10 protein-coding genes are annotated in these 15,746 nt (G+C 71.6%); 6 read left to right on the top strand and 4 right to left on the bottom strand.

The window, feature by feature from the left end; genetic code table 11:
- Positions 1-22: 22 nt before the first annotated feature.
- Positions 23-1,501, bottom strand: a complete 1,479-nt coding sequence (locus IG64_RS23725) for a site-2 protease family protein (RefSeq protein WP_037859595.1) — start codon at positions 1,499-1,501, stop codon at positions 23-25.
- 175 nt (positions 1,502-1,676) lie between these two features.
- On the opposite strand from IG64_RS23725, the gene IG64_RS23720 reads away from it, so the two are divergent.
- A complete protein-coding gene (locus IG64_RS23720) occupies positions 1,677-2,756 on the top strand; it encodes a RecB family exonuclease (protein WP_107474335.1) in 1,080 nt (359 codons plus the stop codon).
- A gap of 22 nt (positions 2,757-2,778) precedes the next feature.
- Positions 2,779-3,450 carry a response regulator gene (locus IG64_RS23715; RefSeq protein ID WP_004990257.1) on the top strand — a complete coding sequence of 224 codons (672 nt, stop codon included), beginning with the start codon at positions 2,779-2,781 and terminating at the stop codon, positions 3,448-3,450.
- 194 nt (positions 3,451-3,644) lie between these two features.
- Here IG64_RS23715 and IG64_RS23710 read toward each other — a convergent pair whose 3' ends face one another.
- From IG64_RS23710 to metH, 3 genes are all read right to left on the bottom strand, one after another.
- On the bottom strand, positions 3,645-5,252 hold the full coding sequence (locus IG64_RS23710; RefSeq protein WP_037859591.1) for an ABC transporter substrate-binding protein: 1,608 nt from the start codon (positions 5,250-5,252) through the stop codon (positions 3,645-3,647).
- 450 nt (positions 5,253-5,702) lie between these two features.
- Positions 5,703-6,419 (bottom strand): HAD family hydrolase, encoded by a 717-nt coding sequence (locus tag IG64_RS23705; protein WP_037859589.1) that lies wholly within the window; start codon positions 6,417-6,419, stop codon positions 5,703-5,705.
- Positions 6,420-6,580: 161 nt separating this feature from the next.
- Positions 6,581-10,093 carry a methionine synthase gene (metH, locus tag IG64_RS23700; RefSeq protein ID WP_037859586.1) on the bottom strand — a complete coding sequence of 1,171 codons (3,513 nt, stop codon included), beginning with the start codon at positions 10,091-10,093 and terminating at the stop codon, positions 6,581-6,583.
- Between the two features lie 317 nt (positions 10,094-10,410).
- Between metH and IG64_RS23695 the strand changes: the two genes are divergently transcribed.
- The 4 genes from IG64_RS23695 to IG64_RS23680 all read left to right on the top strand — a co-directional run bounded on the left by IG64_RS23695 (position 10,411) and on the right by IG64_RS23680 (position 15,620).
- On the top strand, positions 10,411-11,175 hold the full coding sequence (locus IG64_RS23695; RefSeq protein WP_037859583.1) for an IclR family transcriptional regulator: 765 nt from the start codon (positions 10,411-10,413) through the stop codon (positions 11,173-11,175).
- Between the two features lie 392 nt (positions 11,176-11,567).
- Positions 11,568-12,362, top strand: a complete 795-nt coding sequence (locus IG64_RS23690; protein ID WP_037859581.1) for an MIP/aquaporin family protein — start codon at positions 11,568-11,570, stop codon at positions 12,360-12,362.
- Positions 12,363-12,456: 94 nt separating this feature from the next.
- A complete protein-coding gene (gene glpK, locus IG64_RS23685; protein ID WP_037859580.1) occupies positions 12,457-13,995 on the top strand; it encodes a glycerol kinase GlpK in 1,539 nt (512 codons plus the stop codon).
- Positions 13,996-14,003: 8 nt separating this feature from the next.
- Entirely contained in the window at positions 14,004-15,620 is a 1,617-nt protein-coding gene (locus IG64_RS23680) for a glycerol-3-phosphate dehydrogenase/oxidase (protein WP_037859579.1), read from the top strand.
- Positions 15,621-15,746 lie beyond the last annotated feature (126 nt).

The following is a 15,746-nucleotide window of genomic DNA, read 5'->3' as shown; positions in this document are numbered from 1 at the left end:
CCACCGCTTCGGGAAGCGGTGCTCAGCTGGGCCGGGCCATGGCCTTCACGAAGGCGCGCTCGACGTCGGCGGCGGACAGCACGCCGTAGATCTCGCCGGTGTCCTCCACGACGAGGTACTCGGTGGCGGGGGTGGCGCGCAGGACGTCCAGGAGGTCCTCCCCGGCCAGCTCGGCGGAGACCCGCATGCCCTCGGTGAGGTCCTGGGCGAGTGCGCCGGCGGCGACCCAGGGGCGGCGGTGTTCGGGCACGCCCGCGATGGCGGACTCGCGCACCAGGGAGAGGGGCTCGCCGTGGCCGTCGACGACCACCAGGGCACGCGCCCCGGCCGCGTTGGCCCGGCGCAGGGCCTCGGCCAGGGAGGTGGTGGTCTCCACCGGGACGGCGCGGCGGGTGAGGGTGCGGGCGCGCAGTTCGGGGAGGTGTTCGCGCAGCCGGGCCATGCGCAGGCTGTTGCCGGCGCCGGTCCAGATGATCGCGGCGACGATCGCGGCGAGCAGGGCGTCGGTGACGGTGCCCATGCCGGCGCTGTCCTCGGCGGTGGTGCCGAGCGCCCCGGACTGGCTGAGCAGCGGCAGGCCGATGAGGACGGAGACGGCGAGGGCGCGGCCGACCCAGGCCGCGGCGACGGTGCCGCTCATGGGGCGGCCGGTGATCTTCCAGACGACGGCGCGCAGCATGCGGCCGCCGTCCAGGGGCAGGCCGGGCAGCAGGTTGAACGCGGCGACGATGAGGTTGGAGATCATCAGGGAGGCCAGCAGGACCCCGGGGACCGTGCCGCGCTCGACGGGCTGGAGGGCGAGGTAGAAGACGCCGGACAGGACCAGGGAGAGCAGCGGCCCGACGAAGGCGAGGACGAACTCGCGGCCGGGGGTCTCGGCCTCCTTCTCGATCTCGGAGACCCCGCCCAGGAACTGGAGCTGGATGCGGCGCACCGGGAGCTTGAAGCGCAGGGCCGCCACGGTGTGGGCCAGCTCGTGGACGAGTACGGAGCCGTAGAAGGCGACCGCGAAGAAGAGGGAGACCAGGTAGCGGGCGGCCCCCAGCTCGGGCAGGACGCGGTCGAGCTGGCCGCCGAAGACCCAGGTGATCAGGGCGGCGACCAGGAACCAGCTGGGTGCGACGTACACGGGCACGCCGAAGGGGCGGCCCATGAGCAGTCCGCCGCCGGGGCCGCGGGGCCGCCGGGGCGGGGGCGGGGGCGGGGGCGGCTGACCGTGTCCGTGGCCGGATGCCGCCAGGGCGCGGTCGGGGTGGGTGTCGGGGGCGGGGCCGTGGGGGGGGGGGTGGGGGGCGGGGGGCTGGGTGCCGTCGCCGCGCCCGGGAGCGGTGTCGTGGTCCGGGTCCCGCGGGTCCGGGGCCTGGTGCGCGGCGGGAGGCCGCGGGGGGTTCAGCGGGCGGGCGGTGCTGTCGTGGGGCGCCGGGGCCGCGGGGCCCGTGGCGGGCTCGGTCGGCTCGTCGTTGCCGGAACGCGGCTGCCCGCTCCCGCCGCTCACGTCCACGGTGTCCCCTCGTTCGAAGCGCCGCCTCCCGGCCTGGTGGCCGGAAGGTCTCGGGTCGATGGTATGCGGCCGTGGCGAACGGTTCCGCCCGGCACCCCAGTGTCGTACCCGCTGCGGTGCACTTCACCGGGGCAGGAGGGAGTCACTGTCAGTGGCGGGCCGTAGGGTTCTGTGCATGGAGACGACGAGCACGCAGGACGGAGCGGCGGACGGCGCGGAGGGCACCGAGGGACCGGCCGCCCGGGGCGCGGCGGCGGTCCCGGAGCCGGCGGCGGAGGCCCCGGTCGGGCCGGCGGCCCCCGTCGTCGCGGTGAGCGCCGCCGCGCCGGCCGCCCCGGCCGTCACGGAGGGTTCGGCCGGGGGCTCGGCCGAGGCCGCGGCCGTCACCGTGCGGGCCGCCGCGCCGCCCTCCTCGTTGTCGCCGTCGCGCGCCGGGGACTTCATGCAGTGCCCGTTGCTGTACCGCTTCCGGGTGATCGACCGGCTGCCGGAGAAGCCGAGCGAGGCCGCCACCCGGGGCACGCTGGTGCACGCCGTGCTGGAGCGGCTCTTCGACGCCCCGGCGGGCGAGCGGACCGCGCCCCGTGCCAAGGCCCTGATCCCGGGGCAGTGGGACCGGCTGCGCCAGTCGCGCCCGGAGCTGGTGGAGCTGTTCGCCGACGACGCGGACGGCGCCCGGCTGGCGCGCTGGCTGACGGAGGCGGAGCGGCTGGTGGAGCGCTGGTTCACGCTGGAGGACCCGACACGGCTGGAGCCGGCCGAGCGGGAGCTGTTCGTCGAGGCGGAGCTGGAGTCCGGGCTCAGACTGCGCGGCATCATCGACCGGGTGGACGTGGCGCCCACCGGTGAGGTGCGCATCGTCGACTACAAGACGGGCAAGGCGCCCCGGCCCGAGTACGCCGAGGGCGCGCTGTTCCAGATGAAGTTCTACGCCCTGGTGGTGTGGCGGCTGAAGCGGGTGGTGCCCCGGCGGCTGCAGCTGGTGTACCTGGGCAGCGGCGACGTGCTGACGTACGACCCGGTCATGGCGGATCTTGAGCGGATGGAGCGCAAGCTGCTGGCGCTGTGGGAGGCGATCCGGCTGGCCACGGAGACGGGTGACTGGCGGCCGCGGCCCACGAAGCTGTGCGGCTGGTGCGACCACCGGGCGCACTGCCCGGAGTTCGGGGGCACTCCCCCGCCGTACCCGCTGCCCGTGGCCCGGACCGAGCCGCCGGTACCCGTGCAGGTACAGGGCACAATGGGCCGGGACTAGGGTCCCAGCGAAGGAGACTTACGTGGCCATCCGCGTCCTACTGGTCGACGACCAGCCACTGCTGCGCACCGGGTTCCGGATGATCCTGGAGGCGGAGCAGGACATCGCGGTCGTGGGCGAGGCCGGAGACGGTCTGCAGGCCCTGGACCAGGTGCGTGCCCTGCAGCCCGACGTGGTGCTGATGGACATTCGCATGCCGCGGATGGACGGGGTGGAGGCCACTCGGCAGATCACCGGTCCGGAGCGCGACGGCCCGGCGAAGGTTCTGGTGCTGACCACCTTCGATCTCGACGAGTACGTGGTGGAGGCGCTGCGCGCGGGCGCGAGCGGCTTCCTGCTGAAGGACGCCCCGGCCAACGAGCTGGTGCAGGCGATCCGCGTGGTGGCGGCCGGTGAGGCGATGCTGGCGCCGAGCATCACGCGCAGGCTGCTGGACAAGTACGCCACGCATCTGCCCTCCGGTGACGAGCCGGTCCCGGACACGCTGCACACCCTCACCGAGCGTGAGGTGGAGGTGCTGAAGCTGGTGGCGCGCGGACTGTCGAACGCGGAGATCGCCGCGGATCTGTTCGTCAGCGAGACGACGGTCAAGACGCACGTGGGGCATGTGCTGACCAAGCTGGGTCTGCGCGACCGCGTGCAGGCGGCGGTGTACGCCTACGAGAGCGGTCTGGTGCGGCCCGGCGCGCAGTGACGGCGCGGCGCCGGCGACGCCGGAGTGCCGACGGCAGCCGACCGCCGGAACCGGCCGCGGCGGGCCGCCGGTGACAGCCGGCCGCCGGTGCCGGCGACCGCGTGCCCATGAGGAAGGCGCCCCTCTCCGGACTTCCGGAGAGGGGCGCCTTCCTCGTGTCTGCTTCGGTGCGGCCGAGCGGCCTGGCCGGGGGGTCAGCTGCTGACGCCGCGTCCCAGCTCCCACAGCTGCAGCGTGGCGGAGGAGTTGATGACGTAGGCGGCGCCCGTGATGTCGTCGCGGGCGGCGACGTACTGCTTGCCCTGCCACAGCGGCAGCAGCGGGACGTCCTTGGCGACGATGTCCTGGATGCCGGTCAGGCTGGAGGAGGCGGTGAGCCGGTCGGCCTGGCGGCGGGACTCGGGGAGCAGGTTCTTGCGGATGTCGTTGCTGACGTACGGCGTGTTCAGCGTGTTGTCGGCGTCGAGGAACGGCGCGATGAAGCTGTCCGCGTCCGGGAAGTCGGGGAACCAGCCCATGCCGAAGACGTCGTACTGACGCTTCTGCATCGTCGGGTGGAAGACCTTCCACGGGGTGCCCTGGATGCTGACGTCGAACAGGCCGCTGGAGTTGAGCTGCTGCTGGAGCACCTCGAACTCCTTCTTGGTGGCCGGGCCGTAGTGGTCGGTCGTGTAGTGCATCGTGAACTTGACCGGCGTCGTGACGCCGGCCTTGTTCAGCAGCGACTTGGCCGCGCTGACGCTGGGGTCGCCGTACTTGTTGAAGAACGAGTTGGAGTGGCCGGTGATGGTCGCCGGGACCATCGAGTACAGCGCCTCGGCCTGGGTTCCGTAGACCTTCGCGACGAGGTCGCTGCGGTTGACGACCTGGGCGATCGCCCGCCGTACGGCCTTGTTCTTCACGCTCGGGGCGTCGGTGTTGAAGGCCAGGTAGCGGATTTCCAGACCGGGCATCTCGACCAGGTCGACCTTGCCGTCGCCGGAGGAGTTGGAGAGCTTGCGGATCTGCTCCGGCGACATCGCGCGGGTCATGACGTCGATGTCACCCTTGTCGATGGCGGCGCCCATGGCGTCGGCGTCGGGGAAGGTCCGCACCTCCACCTTGTCGTTGTTGACCTTCAACGTCCCCTGGTAATGGGGGTTCTTGGTGAAGACGGCGTCGACGAGTTCGTTGTTCTTGACGTCGGCCTTCATGGTGTACGGGCCGGATCCGTCGACGCTGAAGCCGGCGCGCAGCTTGTTCTTGTCGTAGTCCTTGGGATTGACGATGCCCGCGACCGGCGTCGACAGCTTGAACGGGAAGGTGGCGTCGGCGGTGTTGAGGTGGAAGATGACCTCGCGGTCGCCCTGGGTCTCCACCGTGTCGACGGTGGACAGCAGGGCGAAGACGCCGGTGTCCGCCTTGATGGTGCGGGCGCGGTCGATGGAGAACTTCACGTCGGCGGCGGTGACGGGGTCGCCGTTGGCGAACTTGAGGCCCTCGCGCAGCGTGCAGGCGTAGCGCTCGTTGCCGCTGTCGGTGAAGCCGCACTTCTCGGCGGCCTCGGGGACCGGCTGTCCCTCGCCCTTGGGCGTGATCATCAGCGTCTGCACGGTCTGGCGCAGCAGGTTCCAGGGGCCGATGTCGTAGGCGTACGCCGGGTCCAGCGGAGCGGGGGCCAGCTTGGTGGCGGTGAACCGGTCCGTGGTGCCGACGACGATGGCGTCGCCGCTCTTGCTCCCGCTGTCGGAACCGCCGCATGCGGCGAGCGCCGGCGCGAGCAGGCCGACCAGGGCCGGCAACACCAAAGTCTTGCGGTTCATGCTCGAGTTTCTCCAGAGCTGTCATGTCCGTGTACCCGGCATGCAGGGGGGTGGTGCGGCCGATCACGGGGTAAGGACGATGTTCTCGCGATGAGACTAGTCCGCACCCGTCGGGCGGCTCACTGCCGTGGGAGCCGGGCCGCCATCACGCAGTGGAACCGGGCGCGGACGGTCCGAAAACGCGCCAGTGGAAGGATTCGTGCAGCGTTTCATCAATCAGGACACAAAGGCGCCCGGCTCACCCCGGACCGGGGGCGAGCTGTATGTCCATGTCTCTCTGTCGACATTGAATTCTGTGGCGAACGTCACATTGCCAACTCGTGTGGCGGGTACCGGAATTCAGCCATCCGGCAGGATTCGAATTCATTCGCACGGCCGTCAGCGGGATTATCCCGTACGGCATCACGGACCGGGGCAATTCTCCCCGGCTCCCGCCCGGCGCCCGCCCCGCTACCCCGCGCTCGGCGGGGCCGGGTAGGTCATCAGCGACTGCAGGAACGGCAGGTCGACCTCTTCGAGCGAGGAGACGACGGTGCGCCGGGGTGCCGGGGCGATGGGGGCGATGGAGGGCACGGCGATGACCCGGCAGCCGGCCGCCTCCGCCGCCGCGACCCCGGTGGCGGTGTCCTCGACGACCGCGCAGCGCGCCGGGTCCGCGCCCAGCCGGGAGGCCGCCAGCAGATAGGGGTCGGGGTGGGGCTTGGTGCGCGCCACCTCGTCACCGGCGACCGAGAGGGCGAAATGGTGGGGGCCGAGCGAGGCCAGGACGCGGTCGATGATGCGCCGGTGGGAGGCGGAGACCAGGGCGGTGGGGATCTCGTGCGCGGAGAGTTCGGCCAGCAGCCGTGCGGCGCCCGGCATCAGCGGCAGGGCGCGGTCGATACGGTCCTCGAAGCCCTCGTTGAGCAGCACCGACAGCTCGGCGAGGGTGATGGCGGCGCCGGTGGCCTCGATGAGGAAACCGGCGCTGCGGGTCATGGGGCCGCCGACGACGACATGTCTCCAGGCCTCGTCGAGGGTGTGTCCCAGGGCGGCGAAGACCTCGACCTCCACGTCCCACCAGAAGCCCTCGGTGTCCACCAGGGTGCCGTCCATGTCGAGGAGCACGGCCTGCAGGGCTGAGCCTTCGGCCGTCGCGGTGCCGAGCGCGGGGACCGTACTGGTCATCCGGCGTACCTCCTTGAGGGACGATCAGGCCGGCTCCCGCGCGGGAACCGGCCTGCAGTGGACCGACCAGTGTACGTCGTGAACGGGACGAACGCCTCGTTCGGCACATCCGTGTCCGCCTCCCCGGCACTCTCCGGGGAGACGGACACGCGCGGGACGTCTCAGCGGGCGTTGAAGTACTTCGCCTCGGGGTGGTGGATCACGATGGCGTCGGTGGACTGTTCCGGGTGCAGCTGGAACTCCTCGGAGAGGTGCACCCCGATCCGCTCGGGCCGCAGGAGATCCGCGATCTTGGCGCGGTCCTCCAGGTCGGGGCAGGCCCCGTAGCCCAGGGAGAAGCGGGCGCCCCGGTACTTCAGGGCGAACATGTCCTCCATGGCGTCCGGGTCCTCGCCGGCGAAGCCCAGTTCGGAGCGGACCCGGGCGTGCCAGTACTCGGCCAGCGCCTCGGCCAGCTGCACGGACAGGCCGTGCAGCTCCAGGTAGTCGCGGTAGGAGTCGGAGGCGAACAGGCGGGCGGTCTCCTCGCCGATCCGCGAGCCGACGGTGACCACCTGGAAGCCGACCACGTCGGTCTGCCCGGACTCCTCGGGGCGGAAGAAGTCGGCCAGGCACAGCCGGCGGCCGCGGCGCTGGCGCGGGAAGGTGAACCGGGTGCGTTCGTTGCCCTGCTCGTCCAGGACGATCAGGTCGTCGTCCTTGGAGACGCACGGGAAGTAGCCGTGCACGACGGCCGCCTCCAGAAGGTTCTCCGTCTGGAGCCGGTCGAGCAGGCCGCGCAGCCGGGGCCTGCCCTCGCGCTCCACCAGCTCCTCGTAGGTGGGCCCGTCGCCGGTGCGGGCCTGCCTCAGACCCCACTGGCCCTTGAACAGGGCGTCCTCGTCCAGCCAGGACGCGTACTCCTTGAGCTGGATGCCCTTGCTGACCCGGGTGCCCCAGAACGGCGGCTCGGGCACCGGGTTGTCGGTGGCCACGTCGGAGCGGACGTGACCCTCCTGCGGGCGTTCCTCGACCTCGACGGTGGCGGCCCGCACCCGGCGCTGCCGCAGCTCGGGCAGCACGGCCCCGGGCACGCCCCGCTTGACGCCGATCAGGGCGTCCATCAGACGCAGCCCCTCGAAGGCGTCGCGGGCGTAGCGGACCTCGCCGTGGTAGATGTCGTGCAGGTCCTGTTCGACGTAGGCGCGGGTCAGTGCGGCGCCGCCGAGGATGACCGGGTAGGTGGCGGCGAGGCCGCGGGCGTTCAGCTCCTCCAGGTTCTCCTTCATGATCACCGTGGACTTGACCAGGAGCCCGGACATGCCGATGACGTCGGCCCTGTGCTCGTCGGCGGCTTCCAGGATGGCCGAGACGGGCTGCTTGATGCCGAGGTTGACGACGTTGTAGCCGTTGTTGGACAGGATGATGTCGACGAGGTTCTTGCCGATGTCGTGGACGTCGCCGCGCACGGTGGCGAGCACGATGGTGCCCTTGCCGGCCTCGTCGGTCTTCTCCATGTGCGGCTCCAGGTGAGCCACCGCGACCTTCATGACCTCGGCGGACTGCAGGACGAAGGGCAGCTGCATCTGGCCGGAGCCGAACAGTTCGCCCACCACCTTCATGCCGTCCAGCAGGGTGTCGTTGACGATGTCGAGTGCCTTGCGGGACTCCAGGGCCTCGTCGAGGTCGGCTTCGAGGCCGTTCTTCTCGCCGTCGATGATCCGCCGCTTGAGGCGCTCGTCCAGCGGGAGCGCGGCCAGTTCCTCGGCCTTGCCCGCCTTCAGGGACTTCGCGGTGGCGCCCTCGAACAGCTGCATGAGCTTCTGCAGCGGGTCGTAGCCCTCGCGGCGCCGGTCGTAGATCAGGTCGAGGGCGGTGGTGACCTGCTCCTCGTCGAACCGGGCGATCGGCAGGATCTTGGAGGCGTGCACGATCGCCGAGTCCAGGCCCGCCTTGACGCACTCGTCCAGGAAGACGGAGTTCAGCAGGATCCGCGCGGCCGGGTTCAGCCCGAAGGAGATGTTGGACAGGCCGAGGGTGGTCTGCACCTTGGGACGGCGGCGCTTCAGCTCCCGGATGCCCTCGATGGTGGCCACACCGTCCTTGCGGGACTCCTCCTGGCCGGTGCAGACGGTGAAGGTCAGGCAGTCCACGAGGATGTCCTCCTCGCGGATGCCCCAGTTGCCGGTGAGGTCATCGATCAGCCGTTCGGCGATCTCCACCTTCTTCTCCGGCGTACGTGCCTGGCCCTGCTCGTCGATGGTCAGCGCGACGAGCGCGGCGCCGTGCTCCCGGGCCAGCTCGGCGACCCGGGCGAACCGCGAGCCGGGGCCGGCGCCGTCCTCGTAGTTCACCGAGTTGATCACCGCGCGGCCGCCCAGCTTCTCCAGCCCGGCCTCCAGGACGTCCACCTCGGTGGAGTCCAGCACGATCGGCAGGGTGGAGGCGGTCGCGAAACGGCCGGCCAGCTCCGCCATGTCGGCCACGCCGTCCCGGCCGACGTAGTCCACGCACAGGTCGAGCATGTGCGCGCCCTCGCGGATCTGCTCGCGGGCCATCTCCACGCAGTCGTCCCAGCGGCCCTCCAGCATCGCCTCGCGGAACTTCTTGGACCCGTTGGCATTGGTGCGCTCACCGATGGCCAGGTACGACGTGTCCTGCCGGAAAGGCACCGTCTGGTACAGGGAGGCGGCACCCGGTTCGGGGCGCGGGTCGCGCGGGGGCGGGGTCAGGCCGCGCACCCGCTCGACGACCTGCCGCAGGTGCTCGGGGGTGGTGCCGCAGCAGCCGCCGACGAGGGACAGGCCGTAGTCGCGCACGAAGTGCTCCTGCGCGTTGGCCAGCTCGGGCGCGGTCAGCGGGTAGTGCGCGCCGTCCTTCGTCAGGACGGGCAGGCCGGCGTTCGGCATGCAGGACAGGGGGACGCGCGCGTGGCGGGAGAGATAGCGCAGGTGCTCGCTCATCTCGGCCGGACCGGTCGCGCAGTTCAGGCCGATCATGTCGATGCCGAGCGGCTCCAGCGCGGTCAGCGCCGCGCCGATCTCCGAGCCCAGCAGCATGGTGCCGGTCGTCTCGACGGTCACGGACACGATGAGCGGGACGTCGTGGCCGGCCCTCTCCATGGCGCGGCGGGCGGCGATCACGGAGGCCTTGGTCTGCAGCAGGTCCTGCGTGGTCTCCACGAGCAGCGCGTCGGCGCCGCCCGCGAGCAGCCCTTCGGCGCTCTGCTGGTAGGCGTCGCGGATGGCGGTGAACGTGGTGTGGCCGAGGGTGGGCAGCTTGGTGCCCGGTCCCATGGAACCGAGGACCCAGCGCTGCCGGCCGTCGCGGGCGGCGAAGTCGTCCGCCGTCTCGCGGGCGATGCGGGCGCCCGCCTCGGACAGCTCGGCGACCCGCTCGGGGATGTCGTACTCGCCGAGGGCGGTCAGGTTGGCGCCGAACGTGTTGGTCTCCACGCAGTCGACCCCGGCGTCGAAGTACGCCGAGTGGACCGAGCGGACGATGTCCGGGCGGGTGACGTTCAGGACCTCGTTGCAGCCCTCCAGCTGCTGGAAGTCGTCCAGCGAGGGCTCCTGGGCCTGGAGCATGGTGCCCATCGCTCCGTCGGCGACCACCACACGGGTGGCGAGCGCCTCGCGGAGGGCGGACACACGGGTCCGGCTGTCGGCGGAAGGGGTCGGCGGCAACGAGGCCATGAAGGGGCTCCCTGGAGGTGCGACGGCTGTCGGCTTTGCGTCTTCCCCGGCAGTCGCGGGCGATGGGCCCGGGGCTTCCCGAGGAGGGCGCACGCCGCAAGAGTAGCCGGGACCGGCGCGGGGAGGTCAGGGGCGTCCACCACCCGGACGACAGCCGGACGGGCGTGTCACCGTGACCGGGCGAGGTGGCCGGTTGCGTAACAGGTGCGGACCGGCCATTAGCGGAGAGTCGACATCGACCGGTAGTGTTCGGCATTGCCGAACGGTGGCAGTGAGTCGCACGCCGGCGGTCGAAGGGGACGGAGGGCAGCACGGCGATGGCACGGAACATCCAGTCGCTCGAACGGGCGGCCGCGATGCTGCGGCTGCTCGCGGGCGGCGAGCGACGGCTCGGCCTGTCGGACATCGCCTCGTCGCTGGGCCTCGCCAAGGGCACCGCCCACGGCATACTCCGCACCCTCCAGCAGGAGGGGTTCGTGGAGCAGGACGACGCCTCGGGCCGCTACCAGCTCGGCGCGGAACTGCTGCGCCTGGGCACCACCTATCTCGACGTGCACGAACTGCGGGCGCGGGCCCTGGTCTGGGCCGACGACCTGGCCCGCTCCAGCGGGGAGAGCGTCCACCTGGGCGTGCTGCACCAGCAGGGCGTCCTCATCGTGCACCACGTCTTCCGGCCCGACGACAGCCGGCAGGTGCTGGAGATCGGCGCCATGCAGCCGCTGCACTCCACGGCCCTGGGCAAGGTCCTGTCGGCGTACGACCCGGTCGCGCACAGCGAGGCGCTGGAGAGCGAGCGCAAGGCGTTCACGGACCGGACGGTGTGCGCCGCCGAGGGCTTCGAACAGCTCCTCGACCTCACGCGCGCGCGGGGCTGGGCGGCCGACGTGGAGGAGACCTGGGAGGGCGTGGCGTCCATCGCCGCCCCCATCCACGACCGGCGGCGGATGCCGGTCGGCGCGGTCGGCATCACCGGCGCCGTGGAGCGGCTGTGCCGGGAGGGCGAGCTGCGCCAGGAGCTGATAGCCGCGGTGCGCGACTGCGCCCGCGCGGTCTCCCGGGACCTGGGCGCCGGGCGGTTCTGAGACACCGTACGGCGCCTTCCCGCGCTCCCCGCCCCTCCGGGGCCACGCGACCCACCGGGCCGGCACGCACGCGCGTGCCGGCCCTTCGCACCCGCACGCCCCGTTCCACGCGGCCGCGCCGCCTTCGCACGCGCGTGCGGAGCAGGGTGTTCCGCGCCGTGCCGGGTGGGACGTTCAGTAACGATCGTGCTTTGCGCAACAGAACTCTTGACGCCCATGTGATGACGAGGTGAGACTCGCGTCCATCGGTCGGCATTGTCGAACACCTTGCGGAAAAACGCGTTAGAGTGTGACAGCGCCAAGGGCCGGCATCGCTCTCACCCCGAGGGCACCAGACCCCCGGAGGGACCCGGGGTTCAGCCACCCCTGGACGAAGGACAAAGGAGTCGCGGGTGTCCAGCTCCGACATCTTCATCGGCGAGACCATCGGTACCGCCATACTCATCCTGCTCGGCGGCGGCGTCTGCGCCGCCGTCACCCTGAAGGCCTCCAAGGCCCGCAACGCCGGCTGGCTCGCCATCGCCTTCGGGTGGGGCTTCGCGGTCATGACGGCCGCGTACATATCGGGCCCGCTCTCCGGTGCCCACCTCAACCCCGCCGTGACGCTCGCCATCGCCATCAAGGACGGCGCGTGGACGAACGTGCCGACCTACCTCGCCGGCCAGCTGCTCGGCGCCATGATCGGTGCGGTGCTCGTCTGGGGCGCCTACTACGGCCAGTTCCAGGCGCACCTGACCGACAAGGAGATCGTCGGCGGACCCGGCGCCCAGGCCACCGGCGCCAAGGCGGTCGAGGCGCAGGAGAAGGGCGCCGGCCCCGTGCTCGGTGTCTTCTCCACCGGTCCGGAGATCCGCAACGTGGTGCAGAACCTCATCACGGAGATCATCGGCACGTTCGTGCTGATCATCGCGATCCTCACGCAGGGCCTGAACGACAAGGGCAACGGCCTCGGCGTCATCGGCGCCCTCATCACCGGCTTCGTGGTCGTCTCCATCGGCCTCTCGCTCGGCGGCCCCACGGGCTACGCGATCAACCCGGTCCGTGACCTCGGTCCCCGCATCGTGCACGCCCTGCTCCCGCTGCCCAACAAGGGCGGCTCGGACTGGGGCTACGCGTGGATCCCGGTGGTCGGCCCGCTGATCGGCGCGGCCATCGCCGCGGGCGTCTACAACGTCGCCTTCGCCTGACGACCGGCGCGCTCGCCGCTGCCCGCGGCGAGCGCCGAGCCGCACCGCGCGCCGTACGCGCAGCCCCACTGACCACGGACCCCAGGAGCAGACAGTGACCGACGCCCACACCGCCGGACCGTTCATCGCCGCCATCGACCAGGGCACGACCTCCTCCCGCTGCATCGTCTTCGACCGGGACGGCCGGATCGTCTCCGTCGACCAGAAGGAACACGAGCAGATCTTCCCCAAGCCCGGCTGGGTCGAGCACGACGCCGCCGAGATCTGGACCAACGTCCAGGAGGTCGTCGCCGGCGCCATCGAGAAGGCCGGCATCACCCGCGACGACATCAAGGCCATCGGCATCACCAACCAGCGCGAGACCACCGTGCTGTGGGACAAGAACACCGGTGAGCCCGTCCACAACGCCATCGTCTGGCAGGACACCCGCACCGACGCCCTCTGCCGCGAGCTGGGCCGCAACGTCGGCCAGGACCGCTTCCGCCGCGAGACCGGCCTGCCGCTGGCCTCCTACTTCGCCGGTCCCAAGGCCCGCTGGCTGCTCGACAACGTCGAGGGCCTGCGCGAGCGCGCCGAGGCGGGCGACATCCTCTTCGGCACCATGGACACCTGGGTCATCTGGAACCTGACCGGCGGTGTCGAGGGCGGACAGCACGTCACCGACGTCACCAACGCCTCCCGCACCCTCCTGATGAACCTGCACACCATGGAGTGGGACGAGCGGATCGCCGAGTCCATCGGCGTGCCGACCCGGATCCTGCCCGTGATCCGCTCCTCCGCCGAGGTCTACGGCGAGATCAAGGGCGGCCGGCTGGGCGACCTGCTCGGCGGCATCCCGGTCGCCTCCGCGCTCGGCGACCAGCAGGCGGCCCTGTTCGGCCAGACCTGCTTCGCCGAGGGCGAGACCAAGTCGACGTACGGCACCGGCACCTTCATGGTGATGAACACCGGTGACAAGATCATCAACTCCTACAGCGGCCTGCTGACCACGGTCGGCTACCAGATCGGCGACCAGAAGCCGGTCTACGCCCTGGAGGGCTCGATCGCCGTCACCGGCTCCCTGGTGCAGTGGATGCGCGACCAGATGGGCCTGATCTCCACGGCCGCCGAGATCGAGACGCTGGCGCTCTCGGTGGAGGACAATGGAGGGGCGTACTTCGTACCGGCCTTCTCCGGTCTGTTCGCCCCGTACTGGCGCTCCGACGCCCGCGGCGTGATCGCCGGCCTCACCCGGTACGTCACCAAGGCGCACCTCGCACGCGCCGTCCTGGAGGCCACGGCCTGGCAGACGCGGGAGATCGCGGACGCCATGACCAAGGACTCCGGCGTCGAGCTGACGGCGCTGAAGGTCGACGGTGGCATGACCTCCAACAACCTGCTGATGCAGACGCTCTCGGACTTCCTGGACGCCCCCGTGGTGCGCCCGATGGTCGCCGAGACCACCTGCCTCGGCGCCGCCTACGCCGCCGGTCTCGCCGTCGGCTTCTGGGCCTCCACCGACGACCTGCGCCAGAACTGGCGCCGGGCCGCCGAGTGGACCCCCCGCATGGACGCGGACACCCGCGACCGTGAGTACAAGAACTGGCTCAAGGCCGTCGAGCGGACCATGGGCTGGCTCGAGGACGAGGAGTAAGAACCGCAATGACCAGTCAGTCCACCCTGCAGTCCGTGCCTGCCCTGGGGACGCACCCGGCCTCCGGCTCGAACCCGAGCCGGGCCGAGACCCGGGAGCAGCTCTCCAAGGCGACGTACGACCTCCTCGTGATCGGCGGCGGCATCCTGGGCATCTCCACCGCCTGGCACGCCGCGCAGTCCGGCCTCAGGGTGGCCCTGGTCGACGCCGGCGACTGGGCCGGCGCCACCTCCTCCGCCTCCTCCAAGCTGCTCCACGGGGGTCTGCGCTACCTGCAGACCGGTGCGGTGAAGCTGGTGGCGGAGAACCACTTCGAGCGCCGTGCGGTCTCCCGCCAGGTGGCCCCCCACCTGGCGAACCCGCTCACCTTCTACCTCCCCGTGTACAAGGGCGGGCCGCACGGCGCGGCGAAGCTCGGGGCGGGCGTGTTCGCCTACTCCGCGCTCTCCGCGTTCGGTGACGGCGTGGGCCACCTGCTCAGCCCGGCGAAGGCCGCGCAGGACGTGCCCGAGCTGCGCACCGAGAACCTCAAGGCCGTGGCCGTGTACGGCGACGACCAGATGAACGACGCGCGCATGGCGCTGATGACGGTCCGCGCGGCCGTCGAGGCGGGCGCGGTGGTCCTCAACCACGCCGAGGTCACGGGCCTGCGCTTCACCAAGGGCCGGGTGACCGGCGCGGAGCTGCGCGACCGGCTCTCCGGCGACGAGTTCGGGGTGGACGCCCGGCTGGTGCTGAACGCGACCGGCCCCTGGGTCGACCACCTGCGGAAGATGGAGGACCCGAACGCGGCGCCGTCCATCCGCCTGTCCAAGGGCGCCCACCTGGTCCTCAAGCGCACCGCGCCGTGGAAGGCCGCGCTGGCGACCCCCATCGACAAGTACCGCATCACCTTCGCCCTCCCCTGGGAGGACATGCTGCTGCTCGGCACCACCGACGAGGAGTACGAGGGCGACCCGGCCGACGTCGCGGTCAACGACAAGGACGTCGCCCAGATACTCGACGAGGCCGCGTTCTCCATCCGCGACCAGCAGCTCGACCGCGACCTGATCACGTACTCCTTCGCGGGCCTGCGGGTGCTGCCGGGCGGTCCCGGCGACACCGCCAAGGCCAAGCGCGAGACCGTGGTGACCGAGGGCAAGGGCGGCATGCTGTCCGTCGCGGGCGGCAAGTGGACGACGTTCCGGCACATCGGGCGCACCGTCATGAAGAAGCTGGAGGCGCTGCCGGGCCACCCGCTGGGCGACGACTTCGAGCCGATCTCGGCGCTGCCGAAGAAGCTGCCGCTGCCGGGCATCGCCAACCCGCGCGCGGTCGCGCACCGCCTGCTGGTGGACCGTCCCGCGCCCGGCCCGCGCATGGCCGCCGACACGGCCCGGCACCTGGCCACGCACTACGGCTCGCTGGCCCTGGACATCGCCCGGCTGGCCAACGAGAACCCGGAACTGGGCGAGCGGGTCCACCCGGACGCGCCGGAGATCTGGGCGCAGGTCGTGTGGGCCCGCGACCACGAGTGGGCCGAGACCCCGGACGACGTGCTGCGCCGCCGCACGACGCTGACGATCCGCGGCCTGGCCACGGACGAGGTCCGGGCCAAGGTCCAGGACGTGCTCGACAAGAAGTAGCCGGAAGTAGCCGGTGCGGCGGCACGGCCGGCCCGGCGTCCGGCGAGGGGCGCCGGGCCGGCCGTGCCGCGAGGCGGGGCGGTCCGGCGTCCATGGGCGGGGCGGGCCGGCCGGAGGCCTCCCGGG

This window comes from Streptomyces sp. NRRL S-340, from assembly GCF_000720185.1.
Taxonomy (GTDB): domain Bacteria; phylum Actinomycetota; class Actinomycetes; order Streptomycetales; family Streptomycetaceae; genus Streptomyces.
Note: the sequence above shows the minus strand (reverse complement) of the source record. Positions and strands in the feature narration are given on the sequence as shown.

Coding starts and splice junctions, on each gene's coding strand:
- IG64_RS23720 (WP_107474335.1), top strand. CDS start 1,677: ATGGAGACGACGAGCACGCAGGACGGAGCGGCGGACGGCGCGGAGGGC.
- IG64_RS23710 (WP_037859591.1), bottom strand. CDS start 5,252: ATGAACCGCAAGACTTTGGTGTTGCCGGCCCTGGTCGGCCTGCTCGCG.
- IG64_RS23705 (WP_037859589.1), bottom strand. CDS start 6,419: ATGACCAGTACGGTCCCCGCGCTCGGCACCGCGACGGCCGAAGGCTCA.
- metH (WP_037859586.1), bottom strand. CDS start 10,093: ATGGCCTCGTTGCCGCCGACCCCTTCCGCCGACAGCCGGACCCGTGTG.
- IG64_RS23695 (WP_037859583.1), top strand. CDS start 10,411: ATGGCACGGAACATCCAGTCGCTCGAACGGGCGGCCGCGATGCTGCGG.
- IG64_RS23680 (WP_037859579.1), top strand. CDS start 14,004: ATGACCAGTCAGTCCACCCTGCAGTCCGTGCCTGCCCTGGGGACGCAC.